This window comes from Burkholderia sp. BCC1993, assembly GCF_905339865.1.
Classification (GTDB): domain Bacteria; phylum Pseudomonadota; class Gammaproteobacteria; order Burkholderiales; family Burkholderiaceae; genus Burkholderia.
On record NZ_CAJPGZ010000015.1, the window covers coordinates 132,939 to 154,121 of the forward strand.

Annotated in this window: 20 protein-coding genes and 1 pseudogene; 4 read left to right on the forward strand and 17 right to left on the reverse strand. The window is 67.8% G+C overall.

Annotated elements, in window-relative coordinates:
- Positions 1–289 precede the first annotated feature (289 nt).
- Positions 290–1,774, reverse strand: a complete 1,485-nt coding sequence (locus U4Y91_RS25035; RefSeq protein ID WP_321807332.1) for an amidase — start codon at positions 1,772–1,774, stop codon at positions 290–292.
- A gap of 382 nt (positions 1,775–2,156) precedes the next feature.
- On the opposite strand from U4Y91_RS25035, the gene U4Y91_RS25040 reads away from it, so the two are divergent.
- The 3 genes from U4Y91_RS25040 (at position 2,157) to U4Y91_RS25050 (ending at position 5,034) form a co-directional block, all read left to right on the forward strand.
- Positions 2,157–2,591, forward strand: a complete 435-nt coding sequence (locus U4Y91_RS25040) for a universal stress protein (RefSeq protein WP_321807333.1) — start codon at positions 2,157–2,159, stop codon at positions 2,589–2,591.
- A gap of 471 nt (positions 2,592–3,062) precedes the next feature.
- Complete coding sequence (locus U4Y91_RS25045; RefSeq protein ID WP_321807334.1) at positions 3,063–3,311, forward strand: adhesin; 249 nt, start codon at positions 3,063–3,065, stop codon at positions 3,309–3,311.
- A gap of 436 nt (positions 3,312–3,747) precedes the next feature.
- Entirely contained in the window at positions 3,748–5,034 is a 1,287-nt protein-coding gene (locus tag U4Y91_RS25050; protein WP_321807335.1) for an Nramp family divalent metal transporter, read from the forward strand.
- A 36-nt stretch (positions 5,035–5,070) separates the two neighbouring features.
- On the opposite strand, the gene U4Y91_RS25055 is transcribed toward U4Y91_RS25050, so the two are convergent.
- From U4Y91_RS25055 to U4Y91_RS25130, 16 genes and pseudogenes are all read right to left on the reverse strand, one after another.
- Positions 5,071–5,472, reverse strand: a complete 402-nt coding sequence (locus U4Y91_RS25055; RefSeq protein WP_321807336.1) for a PPC domain-containing DNA-binding protein — start codon at positions 5,470–5,472, stop codon at positions 5,071–5,073.
- Positions 5,473–5,538: 66 nt separating this feature from the next.
- Positions 5,539–5,862, reverse strand: a pseudogene (locus U4Y91_RS25060) (GNAT family N-acetyltransferase); the annotation flags it as partial.
- Positions 5,863–6,025: 163 nt separating this feature from the next.
- The gene (locus U4Y91_RS25065; protein ID WP_321807337.1) at positions 6,026–7,426 is read right to left on the reverse strand and encodes an MFS transporter; all 1,401 of its coding nucleotides are present in this window, start codon (positions 7,424–7,426) and stop codon (positions 6,026–6,028) included.
- A gap of 38 nt (positions 7,427–7,464) precedes the next feature.
- Entirely contained in the window at positions 7,465–8,700 is a 1,236-nt protein-coding gene (locus tag U4Y91_RS25070; protein ID WP_321807338.1) for an NAD(P)/FAD-dependent oxidoreductase, read from the reverse strand.
- Positions 8,697–9,659, reverse strand: a complete 963-nt coding sequence (locus tag U4Y91_RS25075; RefSeq protein ID WP_124520782.1) for a VOC family protein — start codon at positions 9,657–9,659, stop codon at positions 8,697–8,699. The genes U4Y91_RS25070 and U4Y91_RS25075 overlap by 4 nt, the downstream gene beginning before the upstream one ends.
- 18 nt (positions 9,660–9,677) lie before the next feature.
- Positions 9,678–11,168, reverse strand: coding sequence for an aldehyde dehydrogenase (locus U4Y91_RS25080; RefSeq protein WP_321807339.1), 1,491 nt, complete (start codon positions 11,166–11,168; stop codon positions 9,678–9,680).
- A gap of 110 nt (positions 11,169–11,278) precedes the next feature.
- Positions 11,279–12,106, reverse strand: coding sequence for an aspartate dehydrogenase (locus U4Y91_RS25085; protein WP_321807340.1), 828 nt, complete (start codon positions 12,104–12,106; stop codon positions 11,279–11,281).
- Complete coding sequence (locus U4Y91_RS25090) at positions 12,099–13,769, reverse strand: thiamine pyrophosphate-binding protein (protein WP_321807341.1); 1,671 nt, start codon at positions 13,767–13,769, stop codon at positions 12,099–12,101. The genes U4Y91_RS25085 and U4Y91_RS25090 overlap by 8 nt, the downstream gene beginning before the upstream one ends.
- Positions 13,762–14,559 (reverse strand): SDR family oxidoreductase, encoded by a 798-nt coding sequence (locus tag U4Y91_RS25095; protein ID WP_321807342.1) that lies wholly within the window; start codon positions 14,557–14,559, stop codon positions 13,762–13,764. Before U4Y91_RS25095 ends, U4Y91_RS25090 begins: the two co-directional genes overlap by 8 nt.
- Positions 14,556–15,413 carry an IclR family transcriptional regulator gene (locus U4Y91_RS25100; RefSeq protein WP_321807343.1) on the reverse strand — a complete coding sequence of 286 codons (858 nt, stop codon included), beginning with the start codon at positions 15,411–15,413 and terminating at the stop codon, positions 14,556–14,558. The genes U4Y91_RS25095 and U4Y91_RS25100 overlap by 4 nt, the downstream gene beginning before the upstream one ends.
- Positions 15,414–15,513: 100 nt before the next feature.
- Positions 15,514–16,425: an alpha/beta fold hydrolase gene (locus U4Y91_RS25105; RefSeq protein ID WP_321807344.1), complete on the reverse strand. Its 912-nt coding sequence runs from the start codon at positions 16,423–16,425 to the stop codon at positions 15,514–15,516.
- Positions 16,426–16,443: 18 nt separating this feature from the next.
- Complete coding sequence (locus U4Y91_RS25110) at positions 16,444–16,971, reverse strand: cupin domain-containing protein (protein ID WP_321807345.1); 528 nt, start codon at positions 16,969–16,971, stop codon at positions 16,444–16,446.
- 33 nt (positions 16,972–17,004) lie between these two features.
- The gene (locus tag U4Y91_RS25115) at positions 17,005–17,775 is read right to left on the reverse strand and encodes an SDR family oxidoreductase (protein ID WP_321807346.1); all 771 of its coding nucleotides are present in this window, start codon (positions 17,773–17,775) and stop codon (positions 17,005–17,007) included.
- The gene (locus U4Y91_RS25120; RefSeq protein WP_321807347.1) at positions 17,768–18,838 is read right to left on the reverse strand and encodes an aromatic ring-hydroxylating dioxygenase subunit alpha; all 1,071 of its coding nucleotides are present in this window, start codon (positions 18,836–18,838) and stop codon (positions 17,768–17,770) included. The genes U4Y91_RS25115 and U4Y91_RS25120 overlap by 8 nt, the downstream gene beginning before the upstream one ends.
- A 60-nt stretch (positions 18,839–18,898) precedes the next feature.
- The gene (locus U4Y91_RS25125) at positions 18,899–19,210 is read right to left on the reverse strand and encodes a recombinase-like helix-turn-helix domain-containing protein (RefSeq protein ID WP_321807348.1); all 312 of its coding nucleotides are present in this window, start codon (positions 19,208–19,210) and stop codon (positions 18,899–18,901) included.
- 1 nt (position 19,211) lies between these two features.
- A complete protein-coding gene (locus U4Y91_RS25130) occupies positions 19,212–19,529 on the reverse strand; it encodes a non-heme iron oxygenase ferredoxin subunit (protein WP_006758060.1) in 318 nt (105 codons plus the stop codon).
- 450 nt (positions 19,530–19,979) lie between these two features.
- Here U4Y91_RS25130 and U4Y91_RS25135 point away from each other — a divergent pair, with 450 nt between their 5' ends.
- Positions 19,980–21,059, forward strand: a complete 1,080-nt coding sequence (locus tag U4Y91_RS25135) for a porin (RefSeq protein ID WP_321807349.1) — start codon at positions 19,980–19,982, stop codon at positions 21,057–21,059.
- Positions 21,060–21,183: the final 124 nt, after the last annotated feature.

Genomic DNA, 21,183 nt, shown 5'->3' on the forward strand with positions numbered 1-21,183 from the left:
GCGTGCCGCGGCTGCTTGCAATTCCGCGGCCAACGGACGCCTGTGTGCGGATTCGCCCGCGTTTTCCGCGCGATATCGCGCGCGTGCCGAGATTCGTTCCTCGGCCGCAGCAATGAACGACGACGAGCTTCGCGCTCCGCGAGCGACGCGGCAACCTGTTCGCCGCTGGCGCGCGGAGCGTGGAGCGGCGTGCGCCGACGAGCATCCTGTGCGGGGCTTCAAACACGACGGGCGACCCGCCGCCGCCCGAATTGCCGCCCCGCGCGACCAACCCTCGCCGACGCCGATGTTACGCAGCCATCCAGCCCGGCAGCCGCCGGCCGACCCAGTCGGCCGCCTGCTCGTAGCCACGCGCGAGCTGCAGCACGGCGAGATCCGCGCGCGGCCGGCCGATCAGCTGCATCCCCATCGGCAACCCCGCGTCGTTGAAGCCCACCGGCACGCTGATCACCGGGCAGCCGGCCAGCGTCCACGGCACGACCGTTTCCATCCAGCGGTGATAGGTATCCATCGCGCGGCCCGCGATTTCCTTCGGCCAGCGCTGCTCGACGTCGAACGGGAACACCTGCGCGGTCGGCGCCGCGATGAAGTCGTAGCGATCGAAGAAGCCCAGCACGGCCTGGTGCCACGCCGTGCGCTCGACGCTCGCGTCGAACACCTCGGCCCCCTGCATCGCGAGCAGCCCTTCGACCTCGTAGATCGCCTCGGGCTTCAGCAGCGCACGCCGTGCCGGGTCGCGATAGTGCGCGAGCAGCCCGCCGCCGGACAGCAGGTGCCGATGCGCGAGCCACAGCCGCCAGATGCGCTCCGGTGCGAACGCCGGCAGCGCGGCATCGACGTCGCAGCCGATCTCGCGCAGCGTCGCGAGGCCCTGTTCGCACTGCGCGAGCACGCCCGGCTCGGTCGCGAGATAGCCGTTCCAGTCGCCGACCCACGCGATGCGCTTGCCGCGCAGGTCCGTGTCGAGCGGCTTCGCGAACACGGCCGGATCTTCCGCGAGCGACAGCGGATCGTTCGGGTCGTAGCCGGCCTGGATCGCGAGCAGCTGCGCGACGTCGCCGACCGTGCGGCCCATCGGCCCTTCGATGCCGAGCTGCTGCATGAACACGTCGATGCCCGGCCAGCGCGGCACGCGGCCCTGCGACGGACGGAACCCGTAGATGTTGCAGAACGCGGCCGGATTGCGCAGCGAGCCGCCGAAGTCGCTGCCGTCCGCGACCGGCAGCATGCGCGCGGCCAGCGCCGCCGCCGTGCCGCCGCTGCTGCCGCCCGCGCTCTTCGTCAGGTCGTACGGATTGCGCGTCGCGCCGTGGATTTCGTTGAACGTATGCGAGCCGAGGCCGAACTCCGGCGTGTTGGTCTTGCCGATGAAGATCGCGCCCGCCGCGCGCATCCGGCCGACGCCGACCGAATCGGCCTGCGGCACGTTATCGCGGAAGATCGGCGAGCCGTAGGTCGTCCGCAGCCCTTTCGTCATCGCGAGATCCTTCGGCGCCTGCGGCATCCCGTGCAGCCAGCCGTGGTACTCGCCGCGGGCGAGTGCCGCGTCCTTCTCCGCTGCTTCGGCGAGCAGCGTGGCGCGATCGCGCAGCGAAATCAACGCGTTCACCGCGCCGTTCACGCGCTCGATGTGATCGAGATACGCACGCATCGTCTCGACGCACGAGACCGCCTTGCCGCGGATCGCCGATGCGAGTTCGCCGGCCGACAGGCGCACGATCGGGTCGACGGTGATGGAAGCGGGTGCGAGAAGCTGCGGGGCGCCATGCGGCATGCGAGGTCTCCTGGAATCGGAATGGAATGGCGGGCCGCAAGGGGCGGCGGTCCGTCCCGAACGGCCTGGACAGCCCGGGAGAAGGCCGCGCCGCGGCCGATGCACTACTCTACGCGACGCCGGATCGCCGACCTCCGATATTTTCCGCCGCGATTCATTGAGGATCCGACTAAATCGGCGTGGTGCGCCACTCGGCGGCCCGCCCCGGGGCCGCCGCCCGGCCGGTCGGTGAAAACGTTTATGCGCATAAACTTAAATTTCTTATATTTCTAATAGGCGCGGCGGACGTTGACGACATTTTTACGCGGCCGCCCGATCTCTTTAGATCGCGCGATCTGGCCGCGCGCTACGCTGGAAACATCTCGATTCCGGAGCATCTTCCATGCTCAAACTGCTGGTTCCGGTCGGCCATTCGCCCCGCTCGCTGCAGGCGGTCCGCCACGCGACCTTCCTGTATCGCGAACGCTGCGCGTCGGAAATCGTTCTGATCAACGTCCAGCCGCCGCTCGAAGCGACGCGGCTCGAGGCGTTCCATCCGCTGTCGCGGCTCCAGTCGATCGAGGACAAGTTCGCGTGCGACGATCTGGCGATGGCGGAGCGAGTGCTGCGGGAAGCCGGTGCCCGGTACAGCATCGTGAAGAAGGTCGGGCCGGTGGCCGACACGATCGCGGCCGTCGCGGCCGCGACCGGCTGCGACGAAATCGTCGTCGTCGCGCCGCGGCGGGATCCGTTTCACGCGATGCTGTCGATGTTCCGTCGCAGCGTGATGGACCGGCTCGTGCGGATCTCGAATGTGCCGGTGACGGCGGTGCGATAAGCGGCGCGGCGCTTACTTGATAACCTTGCGCCAGAACACGAGATAGGTCGCGGCGGAAGATGCAATCAGCAGCATGGCCCACATCGGCGCGAGACTGATCAGGACGGAAGACACGTTAAGCATTTGGATTCCTCACTATTTCGACAGCGATGTTCGGCATGGACCTGCTGCATTCGGAACCGCTGCGCCCATCGCTTGCCGCGCATTGCGTTCCGTTGAAACATGCATTCATGCTATCGCCTTGACTGCCGGCGCGACCGTCCCGCCCCGCCCATACCCTGACATTCGTCAAACTCGCGTCGATCGCGCGCCGGTGTGGCCGGCCGCCGCCCTTTTCCGCGTCCGCGCGACAAAAGAAACGGGACGCAATCGCCCCGGCGCGCCGCCATTTCAGCAGACGTTTACCGGGGGAAGCCCCAAGTGCTTCCCGCAACGTGTCCGCGTTACGCTTCGGCAACGAGGAGACGAATCATGAGACGAGTCGTACACATCGCTTTTTTCGCACTGCTGGCCTACCTGATCGGCGATCGGGCGCTGCTGCACGCGCAAGGCCGCGACGCCAGCCCGATGGCGTGCTCGCAGGGTGCCGAGCAGGTGAAGTACGACGCGCTCGGTCGCGGCTTCGGTGCTGCGGCCGCCAGCAGCCAGAGCGAGGCGTTCATGTCCGGCTGCCTGGTGACCGGGCGCGGCAATCAGGATGTCGCGATGGCGGCCCGTTGACGCCGAGCGGGCGCCGCGACCCGGTCGCGCGCATGTTGCGCCCCTGACCGAGCGACGGTCACCCCCGGGGCTTTCCGTCTTTTGCAATTCGCACCGTCGGCACTGACGTGCCGCCGGTAGCTGGCGATACATCGTCGATCCGGCGCTCGATGCAACCGTCGAGCGAACGACGCGGCACGTCGGGCACGCCAATGCGCCGGCACGCCGACGCGTAACGCCCCTGCCGCGCGTCCATCGCGGCCGCGGTCCGGCCGCACGCGTTAGCGAGCGCGCAGCCCGTTTTCTCCCGCCTCCCCCGCTTCCCGCGCCCCGGCCAAGTCGGCTTTCCACTGCGCCGCGTTCAAGGTTCGACATGCATCGGCCGACCGGCGCCGCCCGGGCACGCCGCTTGCGACGCCGCTTGCAACTCGATTGCCCCCTTCCACGGATCGCCGACATGAACGACAACGAGTCCCCCGATTCCGCACAGCCTCGTCCGCGTGCGGCAACGTGGCTCCGGCGCCTCGGGCCGGGCCTCGTCACCGGCGCCGCCGACGACGATCCTTCCGGCATCGGTACGTACTCTCAGGCGGGTGCGCAGTTCGGCTTCGAGCTGCTCTGGGTGCTGCTGCTGACCTATCCGCTGATGACGGCGATCCAGCTGGTCAGCGCGCGCATCGGCCTCGTCACGGGCAAGGGTCTCGCGTCGAACATACGGACGCACTATCCGCCGTGGCTGCTCTATGCGACCGTCGCGCTGCTGATCGTCGCGAACGTGATCAACATCGCGGCCGACCTGTCGGCGATGGGCGCGGCGGTCAACTTGCTGCTGCACGGCCCGCAGGAGCTCTACGTCGTCGCCCTGGGCGGCATGTCGGCCGTGCTGCAGATCTTCGTGCCGTACGACCGCTATGCGCGCCTGCTCAAATGGATCGCGCTGGTGCTGCTCGCGTATGTCGCGGTGGCGCTCATCGTGCCCGTCCCGTGGGGCGAGGTCGGGCGCGCGATCGCGCGGCCGCATATCCAGTTGAGCGCTGCCTACCTGACCACCGTCATCGCCATGCTCGGCACCACGATCAGCCCTTATCTGTTTTTCTGGCAGGCGTCGCAGGAAGTCGAAGAGCTGCGCGCGGTGCCGAACCAGCACGCGTTGCTGCGCGCGCCTCGGCAGGCGCCCGCGCAGTTGCGCCGGACCACCTTCGATACCTGGGTCGGCATGGGCGTCTCGATCACGATTGCGTTCTTCACCACGTTGACGGCAGCGGCCACACTCAACCTGCATCACATCGACGTGAAGACGTCGGCCGATGCCGCGCGGGCACTCGAGCCGATTGCCGGACACTTCGCGTACGTGCTGTTCGCGCTCGGGATCGTCGGCACCGGCCTGCTGGCGTTGCCGGTGCTCGCGGGATCGGCGGCCTATGCCGCCGCGGGCACCTTCCGCTGGCGCAACAGCCTCGCGCTGCGGCTGGGCGTCGCGCCCGAGTTCTACGCGGTCATCGCATTGGCGATCGTCGGCGGCGTCGCGATCACGTTCATGCATTTCGACCCGATCCGCGCGCTCTACTGGAGTGCGGTCATCAACGGCGTGACCGCCGTCCCGATCATGATCGTGATGATGCTGATGGCCGGAAGCCGGCGCATCATGGGCGAATTCGCCGTCACCGGCGCGCTGGCCTGGGGTGGCTGGCTCGCGACACTCGCGATGGCGATCGCGGCAATGGGCGCGTGCGTGCCGGGATAAGCGGGCTCGGTCGCGCGCGCCGGATCGTGCGCGCGATCAGCCCGCCGCAGGACGAATCACCAGCTCGTCGAACCCGGTGCCCGCATCGGGTTCACGGGAAAATCGATGCGCGGGCAACAGCACGAGCAGGATCTCGGCGGTCGTCCGCACCACGCAGCCGCGCGCGACGTGCCCGCCCGACACACGACCGTGTGCGTCGGACACCGACATGTGCAGGTGCGCGCCGTCCGGCGACACCGAACCGGCCAGCGTCAGGATCTCGAGGTCGCCGCACAGTTCGGTCGGTGCGTCGACGCCGGCAAAGCGCAACTGCGCGACGTTCAGGCTGCCGATCCCCTGGATCACGAATGCCGCGTGTGCGTCGAGCCGACGCAGTGCCTGCTCGATCGACGCGCGCAGATCGTCGCCGGGGGACAGACGCAAAGGATGGGCTTGCATGGTCGATCACCTGCTGGCGGGCCTGAGTGTCGACAAAGAGTACGTCCGGCCGGGCCATCCGGCAAGCCGCCAGTATCGACGACGCAGGCTGAAGCCGATCTCCGCCCGCCGGCATTGCTCGTGCGCATGGAACAGCACGCATTCGCCGAGCACGTCGCCGGTGTCCCGCGCTTCAAGCACGCAGACGAGATCCTGTCCGCCGGCGGTCGTCGCGAGGTTGCGCGCGACGCGCTCGGCGGCCTGCCGCCAATCCGTGAGCGGCGCGAACGACGAATAGCGCATCGCTTCCGCATCGGACCAGAGGTCGAAGAACGCGTGAGCGTCCGTGTCGCGAAGCGGACGCAGGACGAGGCGGGACGTATGCAGCGTGACGGGTTCGAACAAGGGCATCGCGGCGGCCGGATGAAAAAAGGACCGTGAATTAGAACACGCAAGCCGGCCGTCGGCCATTGCGCTCGCCCCCTGCCCGGCACGTGCAATCGAGCGCGATCGCCCGAAAAAAAGCCCGGACATCGTCCGGGCCTTCCACGTCAGCTTTTGCCGCGCGCCGCGCTTACGCCTCGAGCGCCTCGAGCACCTTCCCCTTCGTCTCGATCCCGACGAAATGAACGGTCACGGCCGCGATCAGCGGCACGATGCCGATCAGGTAGAACGCCGGCGCGAGATTGCCGCCGATGATCGCGTGCGGCACGATCATCGGCGCCGCGAACGACGCGATCTTCAGCCACGCGCTGCCGAGCCCGCAGCCCGACGCGCGGATGCTCGTCGGATACTGTTCCGGCGTATAGACGTACGCGGTGATGAAGCCCGATGCCATCAGCCCCAGCGACAGCGAGCAGAAGGTCGCGACGACATACACCGACGACGCGTGGTAGATGCCCGCGAACGCCAGCGACAGCGCGCACAGCACGAACGACCACACGATCACCGGCTTGCGGCCGAGCTTGTCGACCAGCAGCGCGGACGCGAGCGAACCGAGCACGCCCATCACCGAGCCGATCACCGCGAGATTCAGCGCGAGCTGCAGCGGCGCGTGATAGAAGTTCTTGTAGATCGTCGGCAGCCACGTGGACAGCCCGTACTGGATGAACCCGCAGGTCGCCCACAGCGTCGCCACCGCGAGCGTGCGCTTGCGATACGCGGCGCTGAACAGGTCGCTCATCCGGCGCTTCGGATGCTGGCGCACCATCTCGTCGAACGCAGCAACCTGCGTGACCGGCGGCAGCTCGCCGCGCACCGACGCTTCGAACACGCTCACCGCGCGCCCGGCTTCCGGGAGCCGCCCGCGCGACGCGAGCCAGCGCGGCGATTCCGGCACCAGACGCGTGAGCACCAGCGCGAGAATCAGCGGCAGCCCGCCGACGAAGTACATGATCTCCCAGCCGAACCGCGGCACGAGCCACGCGCCGAGCGCCATCGACACCAAGAGGCCGATCGGGAACACGATCTCGTACAGCAGCACGAAGCGGCCGCGGCCATGTGCGCGTGTGATTTCGTTGATGTAGGTCGCGGCGACCGGCAGCTCGCCGCCGAGGCCGAGCCCCTGCAGGATCCGCAGCAGCACGAACACCTCGAACGTCGGCGCGAAGCCGCACGCGATGCTCGTGATGCCGATCACGGCGGAACTCCACGCGATCGCCTTCACGCGGCCATGCTTCTCCGCGAGCGCGGGAAACAGGAATGCGCCGATCAGCTGGCCGATCGCGCCGGACGCGATCAGCATGCCGATCTGCGTCGGCGACAGCCCCCATTTGTGAATCAGCAGCGGCAGCGTCGCCGCGATCGTGATCACGTCGAAGCCGTCGAAGAACGTCGCGGTGCCGATCAGCACGCGCGCGCGGATCTGCATCGCGTTGGCCGGAAGCCGCTCGAGCCGCGCGATGATCGCGCCGGGCGTGGAGGCGGCAGCTTCCATCGTGGCCCTGCCGGCCACGACGTTGTCGAAAGTGCTCATGCGGGGTGTCTCCTGGATCTTTGTACCGGTTTCGCCGGTCAGGCAAGCGCTTTGGTCGTGTCCGCCAGGGCTTCCGTATCCACTGCCCGGCCCTGGTTCATCCACTTGCGTGCGAGCTTGAGCTCGCGTGCGTTGTTGATGGCGATGACACCTCTCACATGCCCATCGCCCACGAAAAACAGCGTCGCGCGGCGCGCGGCGAGATCGCCGCGCACGACGAGCTGCGCATCGGCCGGCAGATCGCCGAGGATCTGCAGGTTCACGTCGTACTGATCCGACCAGAACCACGGAATCTCCGCGTACGGCGCACGTACGCCGAGCACGGCCTTCGCGGCCGCGATCGCCTGGTTCTGCGCGTTCGCCCACGATTCGAGCCGCACGCGCCGCTTCAGCCAGCCGTTGTGATGGTTCGCGACGTCGCCGCACGCGAAGACCGCCGGGTCGCTGGTCGCGCCGAATTCGTCGACCACGATGCCGTCGTCGATCGCCAGGCCCGCGTTGCTCGCCAGTGTCGCGTTCAGCGCGAGGCCGATGCCGGCCACCGCGAAATCGGCGTCGATCGTCGTGCCGTCCGCAAGCGTCGCGCGCACCTTCGATGCGTCGTCCGGCTGCGCGTCGAGCGACGCGAGCGCCGCGCCGAGGCGCACGTCGACACCGTTCGCGCGATGCAGGTCGAGCAGGAAGTCCGACACGACCTGCGGCACCGAGCGGCCGCACAGCCGCGGCGCGCCTTCGACGACGACGGCCTCGACACCGAGCTTGCGCGCGGTCGCCGCGACCTCGAGGCCGATCCAGCCGCCGCCGATCACGAGCACACGCCGGTTCGCACGCAGCTTCTCGCCAAGCGCGGCCGCTTCGTCGAGCGTGCGCAGGTAATGAAGATTCGGCGTCCTGACGATCGAGTCAGGCAAGCGGCGCGACGTGCCGCCGGTCGCGATCACGAGGCGGTCGTATTCGATCTCGCGACCGCTTTCGGTCTTCACCACGCGGCGCGCACGGTCGATCGACGCCGCGCGTTCCGGCTGCCACGCCTCGACGTTCAGCGCGTCGAACTCGTCCGGGCGCACGACGCGCACGGTTTCGATGTCGGCGTCGCCGGCCAGCACGGCCTTCGACAGCGGCGGACGCTCGTACGGCAGATGCGGCTCGTCGGCAATCATCACGAGACGGCCCGCAAAGCCTTCCGCGCGCAGCGTCTTCAGCACCCAGCCGGCCGCCTGCCCGCCGCCGATCACGACGACCGTGCCCGGCGCCTGCGTATTCGCTTCGGTCATGATTTCCGCTCCGTCATGAACTTGCCTTCCGGCGCCTTCGCGTTCTTCTGCCGGCGCGTGTTGCCGTCGAGGCCGCCGTCGACGGCCCATTCGGCGAACACGGTCGGGCCCGGTTCGAATTCGCGCGGCTGCCATTCGGGCGTCAGCACGTCTTCGTCCGCGTAGTACTCGATCAGCGCGCCGGCCGGGTTCTGGAAGTACCAGAAATACGCGGACGACACCGGATGACGCCCCGGGCCGAGTTGCGTTTCCCAGCCGCAGCGGTCGATGTGCATGCCGCCGCCGAACACTTCGTGGATGTCGCGCACGGTGAACGCGACGTGGTTCAGGCCGCGCTTGCCATTGGGCAGCGCGAGCAGGAACAGGTCGTGGTGACCACCGTGCGGCGCGCAGCGCATGAACGCGCCGCGGCCCGGATAGCGGTCCGACGTCTCGAAGCCGAGCAGCTCGTGATAGAACTTCTCCTGCGCGTCGAGGCAGTTCGTGAAGAACACGACGTGGCCCACCTCGACCGGCTCGGCGCGCGCATAGATCGGGCTCGGCTGGTCGACCCGCGCCGTCCGGCCCCACACGTTCGACGGCGAGCCGGTGATGTCGAGCGCGCGCTTGCGCGTCACCTCGATGCGGATCGCCATCCCGTTCGGATCGATGCAGCCGACCGCATCGTCCTGCGCGTAATAGCCGGGCTGGCCGGCCAGCTTCGTGCGCAGCGCGTCGACTTCCTGCTGCGTCGCGACGCCCCACGTGACTTCGCGCAGCGTCGGGCCCGCTTCGAACGCGGGCGGCAGCGACGGATCGTCGGCCTTGACGACCAGCACGGTGCAGCCGTTCAGCGTCTCGAAACGTGCGCGCGTGTCGTCGTGCGCGACTTCCTTCAGGCCCCAGTCGGCGAAAAAGCGCCGGCACGTCGCGAGGTCGTCGACACCGTACGTGATCTGCTCGATACCCAAGATGCTCATTGCGTCATTCCCCTTCGCTCAGTTCGCCCACGGCAGCGGCGCGTCGTTCAAGCCCCAGTAGAGGCTCTTCTGCTGCATGTACTCGCGGATGCCGAGACGGCCCTTCTCGCGGCCCATCCCGCTCTCCTTCCAGCCCGAGAACGGCGTGGAGATCGAGAACAGCTTGTACGTATTGATCCAGACGGTGCCCGTCTCGAGCGCGCGCGCGATGCGCCATGCGCGCTTGTAGTCGCGCGTCCAGATGCCGGCGGCAAGGCCGAACACGCTGTCGTTCGCCTGCGCGATCAGCGACGCTTCGTCGTCGAACGGCATCGCGACCAGCACCGGCCCGAAGATTTCCTCCTGGCAGATGCGCGCGCTGTTCGGCAAGCCTTCGAGAATCGTCGGCTGGTAAAAGAAGCCGTCCTCGCGCCCGTCGCCCGACGGCCGCTCGCCGCCGCACAGCAGGCGGCCGCCTTCCTCCAGCCCGAGCGCGACGTAGCGCTCCACCGATTCGCGATGCTTCGCGGTGATCAGCGGCCCCATCTGCGTGTCGGGCCGCGTCGGGTCACCCACGCGCAACTTGCGTGCGCCCGCGACCAGGCGCTGCATGAACTCGTCGTAAACCGAGCGCTGCACGAACAGGCGCGAACCTGCGATGCACGCTTCGCCCGACGAGCTGAAGATGCCGTACAGCACGCCGTTCACCGCGTGATCGAGATCCGCGTCGTCGCATACGATCGTCGGCGACTTGCCGCCCAGCTCCAGCGACACGGGCATCAGCTTTTCCGCCGCGATGCGCGCGATACCGCGGCCCACTTCGGTGCCGCCGGTAAACGACACCTTCTTCACGAGCGGATGACGCACCAGCACGTCGCCGATCACCGAGCCCTTGCCCGGCAGCACGCTCAGCACACCCTTCGGCACGCCGGCTTCCTCGCAGATGCGGGCCAGCGCGAGCGACACGAGCGGCGTCACTTCGGCCGGCTTGAGCACCACCGCGTTGCCGCCGGCGAGCGCCGGCGCGAGCTTCTGCGCGTCGGACGCGATCGGCGAATTCCACGGCGTGATCGCCGCGATCACGCCGATCGGCTCGTGCACGCTCATCGTCAGGTAGTCGCCGCGCGACGGCGTCAACTCTTCGTCGAGCGTTTCAAGGCACGCCGCGAAATAGCGGAACGTGTTGGCCGCGCTGGCCACCAGCACGCGCGTCTCGCCGATCGGCTTGCCGTTGTCGCGGCGCTGCAGGTTCGCGAGCGCCTCGTGACGCTGCATGATCAGGTCGGCGATCCGGTACAGCACCAGCGCGCGCTGGTGCGGCTTGAGGCCGGCCCAGTCGGCGCGCCGCCACGCGGCATCGGCGGCCACGACGGCGTCGGCCGCGTCTTCCGCGTTCGCCGTCGAGACTTCCATGTTCAGCGACTGGTCGGCCGGATAGATGCTCGCGTAGGGCGCGCCACGGCCGCGCCGCCACTCGCCGCCGATCAGGATGTCGCCGTTGGGTACGAGGCTCGTATCGAAAGGAGTCATGTCACAAGTCCCACAAATCTGTCTCTGCGCAGCCGCCGCGCCGTGGCGCCGGCGGCCGTTCAATGGCCCGAATGGCCGCGTCGGCCTGGTTGTCCGGGTTGTCTGCCTGCTCAGATCACGCAGCGGGCCGCGCGGTTGCGCAGCGCGCGGATCGCGCTGTACGCGGTCAACGCGGACGTCTTCGGGTTGTCGGGCAACGGCTTGCCGCTCATTTCGAGCGACATCTCGCCGAACGCGCCGCGCGCGGTGATGCGGTGCACGTTGCGCGCGACCGCCGGATCGGCGATCAGGCGCACGCGCGTCGCGTCGAGCCCGAGGCCCGCGAGCGCAACCGTCGCCGCAACGTTCGCGTTCTTCGGATAGAGCCGCGCGGCATCGCGTGCGGTGCCTTCGAAGATCACCTTTTCCTCGGTCATCGCACGCAGGTCGCACAGCGCCTCGGCGGGCGTGCCAAGCCAGCCGAGCGGCGGCTTGCGGCCGACGTACAGCACTTCGTCGAGGCCGCCCTGCTTCGCGGACGCCAGCGCGTCGATGCCGCCGATCGCGCCGGACAACAGCGTCAGCGTCGCGTCGCCTTCGTCGGCGGCCTGCGACAGCACGTCGAGCAGCGCGAGATCGGACAGCGCGCCGATCGACGCGACCGCGCAATCGGTGCCGGCCTTCAGCAACGGCACGACGTGATCGACGAGCGCGCTGTGGCCCGCGCATTCGAGCGCGAACTCGGGGCGGCGGGCCAGTGCGTCGACCGACGACACGACCTCCACCGCACCGCCGAGCTCGCGCTGCACCGCGTCGCGCTGATGCTCGGGCACGATCACGTGCGCGACGTGCAACGACGCATCGTGCTCGACCGCGTGATACACGGCGGCACCGATCGCGCCGAAGCCGATCATCGCGACGTCGACGGGCGCATGCCCGTGTCGCTGGCCGTTATGCATACTGGCGCTCCGACGGCGTCTCTTCCTTCTTCACCGGCGGGCCCGCGAACTGCGATGCGAACGAGCCGACCGACAGCATGTCGACTTCGACCATCACCGGCCCTTCCTTCGCGATCCCTTCGCGCACGATCGCTTCCGCCTGGTCGAGCGACGTGATCCGGTAGTGCGTGAGGCCGAAGCTCGCGCAGAATTGCGCGAAATCCGGCTGGTGCAGCTGCACGAAGCAGCGGCGGCCGCCGTAGTGCGCGTCCTGGATGTTGCGGATCACGCCGTAGCACTGGTCGTTCATCAGCACGATCATCACGTTCGCGTTTTCCTGCACGGCCGTCACGAGCTCGCCGACGTTGACCATCAGGCCGCCGTCGCCGACCAGGCAGACCGTCTTCGCCGCCGAGCCGGCCAGCGCCGCGCCGATGCCCATCTGGATGCCCTGGCCGATGCCGCCGCCGAGCGCATGCACGCCCGCGCGCGGCTCGAAGATCTTCAGCAGGCGGTTGCCCCACGTGCTGTTCGAGATCGTCACGTCGCGCACCCAGTTGTAGTCGCGGCCGACCGCGCCCTGCAGCGTGTCGACGAGCTGCTTGTACGGCCCGAGGCCCTTCGACACGTCGGCCACCGCCTGCTCGCGGGCCGCCGCGAGATCGGCCGCAAACTGCGGATCGACCGACAGGCGGCCTTCGAGGCGGTCAGCCAGCTCGGCCAGCACGCGCTTCGAATCGCCGTGCACGAACAGTTCGTTGCGATAGCCACGGTTGTCGGCAAGTGCCTCGGCATCGACGCGGAACAGCGGCTGCGGCAGCGCGAGCTTGTACTTCAGCGTCTCGTTGCCGCGCAGGCGCGAACCGACGACGACGAGCGCATCGCAGGTCTTGTAGAACGCTTCGACGGACGCATGCACGTTGAACGCGCCGAGCGTCGCCGGGTGATCCTCGGGCAGCACGCCGCGGCCCTGCACGCTCGTCACGACGCCGAAGCCGAGCTTCACGAGGCGTTCGACTTCTTCGCGTGCATGGCGCGCGCCGCCGCCGAGCCACAGCAGCGGGCGGCGCTTCGCCGCGAGTGCGTCGGCAAGCTTCGCGACGCGTGCGGAATCGTGCTCGCGCACCGTGACGTGCGCCGGCGCGAGGTCTTCAGGCCATTCGATTTCGGCCGCCTGGATGTCGATCGGGATCTCGACCGACACTGGGCCCGTCGGCGCCGTCTGCGCGATGCGCACGGCTTCGCGGATCGTCGGCAGCACGGTTTCGACCGTACGCACGCGGAACGCGGCCTTCGAAATCGAGTCAAGCATCGACAGCTGGTCGGGCGCTTCGTGGATGTAGGCCAGATCCTGGTCGAGGTAAGGCGTCTCGATCTGCCCCGTCACGTGCAGCAGCGCGGTGCCAGCCGTCAGTGCCTCGACCATCGCGCCGGCCGCGTTGCCGGCCGCCGTGCCCGTGCTCGTGAACGCGACACCGAGGCCGCCCGACACGCGGGCCAGGCCGTCGGCCATGTTCAACGCACCGGCTTCACCGCGCGCGCCGACATAGCGAATGTTCCCGCGCGAGTTGATCGCGTCGAGGATCGGCATGTTGTGGATCGAGATGACACCGAATGCGGTTTTCACGCCGCACTGCTCGAGAAAGGCGGCAATCAGCTCGCCAACCGTGGTTTTTTTAGACATGGCGTGCAAAGCCTCCAGAAACGTCGATATGGCTGCCCGTCGTGTACGACGACAGATGCGTTGCGAGATAAAAGAGTGCCCAGGCGGCCTCGTCAGGCTTGCCGAAGCGGTTCAACGGAATGTTCTTCTTGCGGGCGAGCGCGCCCGTCCAGTCCTCCCAGCTTTCGCCGGCCTGCGCCTGTGCTTCGTAGCGGCGGCGCCACTGCCCCGACTCGACGATGCCGATCAGGATCGAGTTCACGCGGATGCGCTGCGGCGCCAGTTCGGTCGCGAGTGACTTCACGAGGCTCAGCACGCCCGCGCGCGCCGACGACGTCGCGACCATGTGCGGCTCCGGCTGCAGCGCGAGCAGCGAGTTCACGCAGGTGATCGTCGGCGCGGCCGCATCGCGCAGCAGCGGCAGGAACGCACGCGTCGGGCGGATGATGCTGAAGTACTTCAGTTCGAGTTCTTCGCGCCATGCGTCGTCGGTCGTGTCGGCGAAGGTCGACACGCGGCCCTGGCCCGCGTTGTTGACCAGCATGTCGGCCCGGCCGAGGCGGTCGGACACGGCCTGCGCGAACGCGGCCACGTCGGCTTCGTCGAGCACATTGCAGCGCACGGCCAGCAGCGGCGCGCCCGGATACTTTTCGCCGAGCATCGCTTCGGCACGTGCGAGGCGTTCGCCGTCGCGGCCGCAAATCGCGACCGACGCGCCGGCCTGCAGGAACCGTTCGGCCGTCGCGAGACCGATGCCGGACGAACCGCCCGTCACCACCGCAACCTGCCCGGTCAGATCGATCTGAATCATCGCAGTCCTAAAGCTTTGAGAAACGTGTGCTCGTCATCCGAGCGGTAATTGAGCCGCCGCGACAGTTCCGCCGCCGCGCGCTGCACCTTGTCGATCAGGCCGTCGGCGATCAGCGCCGCGTCGATCTCCGGCCGCGGCACAGTCACCGTGATGCAGGCGACGATCCTCTGCGTGTCGTTGCGCACCGGCGCCGTGACCACCGAGATGCCGCGTTCGAACGACGAATTGCTGACGCCGTAGCCGCGCAGCGCATCTTCCCGGATCACTTCGTACAGCGCGTCGACCGTTTCCGGCGTCGCGCTCGTCATCCGGTTCAGCGTGCCTTCCGGATACAGCGCCCGCAGTGCCTGAAGCGACAGGTCGCCCATCAGCACGTGGCCGTGGGTCGTCGCATGCGCGGGCAGCCGCGTGCCGACGTTCACGCGAATCGAGCTGAACACCGGCGACTGGCTCTGCGCCTTCGCGACGAACACCACGTCGCGGCCGTCGCGGATCACGATGTGCGTCGTGAAGCCGGTCGCATCGCGCAGGCTCTCGATCACCGGCAGGCCGAGATCGGTCAGCTCGAGCGAGCTCAGGTATTCGAAGCCGAGCCGCAGCACGGCAATGCCGAGCTTGTAGTTACGATCCTTGTCCGCGCGCTCGAGAAAGCCGAGCGATTCAAGCGTCTGCAGCAGACGGAACACCGTCGTGCGCGGAATGCCGAGCCGTTTCGACAGTTCGGGCGCGCCGAGCACCGGCTCGCGCGGCGAGAATTCGGCGAGGATCCGCAAACCGCGTTCGAGGCCCGGCACCACGTAGTTGGCCTCGGACTTCGCGGTGTCCGCATCCTGTTGTTGCAACGGTTCGCTCATGATGCCTCCCGCCGGGCCGCCCCAAGGGCACGATGAAATACATGTCGGGGATGGGGGGGCTGCGCCGCCCCAAGCGAACGAATGTGAGCGTGGGGGTAGTTCATTCCAGCCCCCGTTGACGGTCGCATTGACGGCAGAACGTGTCGATCAGCGACGAATACACTGCCGGCGCTTCCACGTAGCCCGCATGACCGGCCTGCGGAATCACCTGCAGCCCGACGTGCGCGGCAGCGGCGATCCGCTCGCACGCAGCCGGCGGCGTGATCGCATCGTTCGCGCCGACCGCCACCGCCGTACGGCCGCGAAAGCCGGCGAGATCGGACGCGAGATCGGCGTTCGCGAGCAGATGCGTGGCCTGCGCATAGCCGGCCGGCACGATGCGCGCCATGTTCCAGCGCACCCATGCACGCGCATCCTCGCTCGCGAAACCGGACAGCATGTTGCCGCTGCGCTGCTCGGCGAGCCCGGCCGGGCCGAGTTCGTCGAGCATCGCGAGGCGTGCATCGCGGCGCGTGTCGCGCGTTTCGGCGGGCGCGCTGCCGTAGCCGCCCGCGGGCGAGATCAGCAGCAGGCCGGCGATCCGCGCGGGCATCACGCGGGCCAACCCGCCCGCGACGATCGCGCCGAGCGAATGCCCGACCAGCACGCAGCGTTCGATGCCGAGTGCCTCGAGCCACGCGTTCAGCGAGGCCGCGTAATCGGCGGCGGCCGGCGACGCGCCGCGCACGGGCGTCGACACGCCGTAGCCGGGCGCATCCCACGCGAGCACGCGGCGCGACGCGCCGAGCGTGTCGAGCTGGCACACCCACGATGCAGCGCCCGAGCCGATCCCGTGCAGCAGCACGACGGGCAGCGCGCGGCCCGCGTGCTGCGCGCCGGCCTCGCCTGCGCCAGCCTCACGGTAGCCGATCGTGCCCGCCGCGCCGGCCGCGCAGCGCTGTTCGGGAAACTGCCCGAGCAGCGCGGCGAACGCCGCGGTGCGGTTGCGTTCACGTTTGTCGATGACACGCATTGCTTGCTCCGCCCCGTCTCAGCGCTTGATCTTCGCGAGCGGCGAATCCGGCGGATACGTCGGCGTGATGGGCTTCGGCGAACCGAGCATCACGCACATCAGCGCGTCTTCCTCGCCGATGTTGATTTCCGTGCGGTACACGCCCGGCGGCACCGAGATCAGGTCGCGCTCGCCGAGGATCGCTTCCCAGGTCTCGCCATCGCGCTCGCAGATCACCTTCATCTTGCCGCGCAGCACGAAGAAGATTTCCTCGACGTCCATGTGGATGTGGCTCGGGCCGATGTTGCCGGCCGGAATGACCATCGTCGAGAACGTGAAGCCGCCGGCCGGCACCGTATTGACGTCCTTCGCGACGCCCGTGCCGCCCGTGCCGACGTAGCGCATCTGCGCACGGCGGTACTTCGGGTCGTAGTCGGCCTGGAACTTCAGTGCGTCCCAGTCGTAGCGCCGCGTCGCGTAGCGCGCGACACGCCCTTCCATCCAGTCGCCGAAGCTTGCGTCTTCCGGCTGGTCCCACGACTTGCGTTCGAGATCGGCGTCCGCCATCGTCCTCTCCTTCATCAGAGTGAAAACTTCAATTCAATTCATTACGAAGCCGCCGTTCACCGGCAGCAATTGACCCGTCACGAAGCGCGCGCCGTCCGACAGCAGGAACAGCACGGGGCCCGTCACGTCCTCGGGCACCTGCGCGCGCGTCAGCGCGCGGCCCTGCATGTAGAACGCGTGGCGTTCCGCCGGCACGTAGGCCGTCGCCTCGACTTCGGTAAGCCCCGGCGCGATCGCGTTGACCGTCACGCCGTGCGCGCCGAACTCGCGCGCCTGCGCATGCGTCATCGCGATCACCGCGCCCTTGCTGGCGACGTACGCGAGCAGCTTCGGCGCGCCCCACAGCGCGGTGTCCGATGCGAGGTTCACGATCGCGCCGCGGCCCGACTGCGCGAGGTGCGGCAGCGCCGCATTGCTGACGAGCCACACGCCGCGCACGTTCACGTTCATCACGGCATCCCAGGTCGACACGTCGAGCTCAGTCGACAGCTTGCCGCCCGAATTCGTGATCGCCGCGTTGTTGATCAGTGCATCGATGCCGCCGAGCGCTTGCGCGCCGTGCGCGACGAAAGCCGTGACGCTCGCCGGATCGGCCAGGTCGAGCGTGAAGAAATGCGCGGTATGGCCCGCCTGCGCGAGTTCCGCGACCAGCGCGCGGCCTTCGTCGGCCAGCACGTCGCCGAACGCGACCTGCGCGCCCGCTTCGACGAGCGCCTTCACGAATGCGGCGCCGAGACCGCGCGCGCCGCCCGTGACGAGCACGCGGCGCCCCGGCAGCGCCACGACCGGTGCGAACTCAGCCATTCGCGGGCTCCGCCGCGGCGTGCGCCGCGCGATGCGCGTCGAGCGCGGACAGGTGTTCCTGCGCGCGCTGGCGCAGCATCCGGCGCACGCGCGTGATGCCGACGTCGTGCTGGTACAGGTATTCGTGATCGCGCGCGTGCGGCGCGAGGCTTTCGAGGACGTAGCGGTCCTGCTCGAGCACGTCCCAGTGCAGGCCCTCGAGGCGGTTGCGGTACATGAAGCGCCACACGTCGCGCTGCCAGCCGCTGACCTTGCGGGTACGCCAGAAGTAGACCTGGCAGTTGTCGCCGTCGACCGGCGTCGCGAAGCCGATGATCCCGAAGTTGCCGCCCGGGCCGAACTTCTGCTTGTACGGAATCGCGAGGCGCATCCACAGGCAGCCCGTTTCGCCGAGCTCGACCCAGTCGAAGTTCACGTCGCGCTGGCCGACCTTCTCGAACATCAGGCCCGTTTCCGTCTTGCGCACGCGCATGTCGGCCTGCTTGTCGCCTTCGGCCATCGAGTGCGACGTCGCGTGCAGGTACGCGCCATGCATCGGGTCCATCACGTTGTCGATCGCGTACTGGTAATTGCACTTCCAGTTCGACACGCACAGGAAATGGCCGTACTCGTCGGCGACCAGTTCTTCCGGCAGGTTCAGCGGCGCCGGCTCGCCGTGCGCTTCGTCGCCGAACCACAGGAAGATCGCGCCAGCCTTCTCCTCGACCGGATACGACTTCACGCACTTCGTGCCTTCGAGCGGACAGTTCGCGACCGCCGGCACGCGATTGACCGTGCCGCCGCCGTCGATTTCGACGCCGTGATACCAGCAGGCGATGTTGCCGCCGAGGTTCCAGCCGAGCGACAGGCGCGCGCCGCGGTGCGGACAGCGATCTTCCAGCGCGTGGACCTTCCCTTCGTGATCGCGCCACAGCACGATCTGCTCGGACAGGCGCGTGAGGCCGACCGGCGCGTTCGACACCTGCCAGCTCGGGGCGACGGGATACCAGTAGTTCTTGATGCCGCGGTCGAGGTAGTCGCGGACCGGGTCGTGTTGTGTTTCGTGTTGTGCGGGGGACGTCATCAGTGTGCTCCGGATGCGGTTGTCGGGTCGGCGCTCAGGCGTGCGGCGCGGTCGGTGCGCTCATTCCGCCAGCGAGGCCATTTCGGCGCGGAAGCGCTCGGGCGTCCACGCCGCGCCGTCCGGCGCGCGGAAGCCGATGCGGTTCAGGCCCGCGACGACCTCGTCCAGCTCGGTCGCACCGCTCTCGAACACGCGTTCGAGCGCATCGCCCAGATCGTTCTCGTACTGCGTCGGCTCGGCCTTGCGGTTTTGCCAGATGCGGTTCTCGGCCTGGCCCGGGATCTCGATCTGCCCCTTGCCGGCGACGTTGTTCGGCTGCGGCGCCACCCACGGCTTCAGGAAGGGATTGAAGTTGACGGTCGCTTCTTTCATGTCATTCCACCTTGATCTGGATTTCCTCGCCGGCCAGGCGCACCGCGTACTGCTTCAGCGCGCGCCCGCCCGGGCCCTTCAGGCATTCGCCCGTCTTGATGTCGAACACGGCCTCGTGCAGCGGGCATTCGACCGTGCCTTCGTCGACGAACCCCTGCGTCAGCAGCGCGTAGGCATGCGGGCACACGTTCTCGAGCGCATACACCTCGTCGCCGACGCGGTAGATCCCGATTTCGACACCGTCGGTCCGCTTGAACTCGATCGGCGTGTCTTCCGACAGCGCGCCGGCGTGCCCGGCACAAACCCATTGTTCAGACATCTCACACCCTTCCTTCTGATCGACTCTCGGTTCGCCCCGGATTTGTTCCATACCCGGAACAGCAGTTTATGGATGGTGATTATAGGAGTGACTTTCCACGAGTAAAACAAAAAGCTGCATGTCCTAGGGAAAACACCGACCGCCGGGTCGACGATCGCCGACATCCAACTTTAGAAAGGTGATTTTTTGTTTTGCGGCGGGGATTTAAGTCCTTTTCTCAGGACGCTCGATCCCGTGTTGCGGATCGTCACCATTCGCATCCGGCCCGATAAATTTATTTTTGATCCGGTGCACGACACCTCTATACTCCATTCCATCAGAGGCACATTGTTCCTTATATGGAACATTAAAAATGCCCGCCCGGTGGTGAAGAACGCGCGACGGCCGGCCGTCCCCCGCGCCCGCCGCCATGGCACGTTTCTCATCAGGTTTGGAGAGTCAGGAGATCAAATGGTCAAGCACGCGGTAGCAGCAGCACTCATCGGAATCGGCGCGATGTCGGGCGCCTGGGCACAAAGCAGCGTGGTGCTGTACGGCAGCATGGATGCCGGCGTCGCCTATGTGAACAACGTCGGCGGCCATGCGAAGTGGGCGATGATCCAGGGCAACACGCAGCCCGACCGGTGGGGCCTGAAAGGCAAGGAAGACCTCGGCAGCGGCCTGTCGGCGATCTTCCAGCTCGAAAACGGCTTCTATACGAACAATGGCCAGTTCGCGACCGCGAACACGATCTGGAACCGCGCGGCCTTCGTCGGCCTCAGCTCGGACCGCTACGGCACGCTGACGCTCGGCCGCCAGACGCCGCTGACGTTCGACTATCTCGATCCGCTCAGCACCGCGTATCTCGCGCTGAGTTGGTATGCGTTCCATCCGGGCAACATCGACGGGCTCGCCGCGACCGGCAACGTGCCGTACAACAACGCGGTCAAGTACCGTTCGCCGAGCTTCGCCGGCTTCTCGGCCGCGGCGGCGATGGCGCTCGGCAACACGACGAACTTCTCGACCGGCAAGTCGGTCGGCGTCGCGCTGAACTACGCGAACGGGCCGTTCAAGGCGTCGGCCGTCTACTCGAACGAGCACGACCGCGCGATCCTGATCGGCCAGACGGGCATCACGTCGTTCCAGGGGCAGAACACCGCGAACGGCTACATCGCGAACAAGGTCGAGAACATCGGCGCGGGTGCGTCCTATCAGATCGGCGACTTCCTCGTGCACGGCCTCTATACGCGCGTGAAGATGCAGTCGAACGGGTTTTCCGACACGTTCCAGAGCTACGACGCGGGCGTGAACTACCGCAGCAGCGCATTCAACACGATCGCGGGCGGCGCGGCGACCACGACGCTGGCCGGCCGCCGCTGGACGCAGGTCGAGCTCGGCGACATCTATGCGCTGTCCAAGCGCACGCAGCTGTATGCGAACGTGCTGTACGAACACGGCTCGGGCGGCGCGAAAGCCGCGTTCTTCACGGCCGGCGCGTCGAGCACCGCGAACCAGGTGATCGTGCTGACCGGCATCCACCACTCGTTCTGAGCGGCGACGGGCGGATGCGCCCGGGGCCGGAAAAGAAGAGAGCAGCCCGCGGGCTGCTCTTCTTTATTGGCGACGCGTTGTTCGTTACTGGCTATCGGCCAAGCCGCAAGACGCGGCTCGCTCG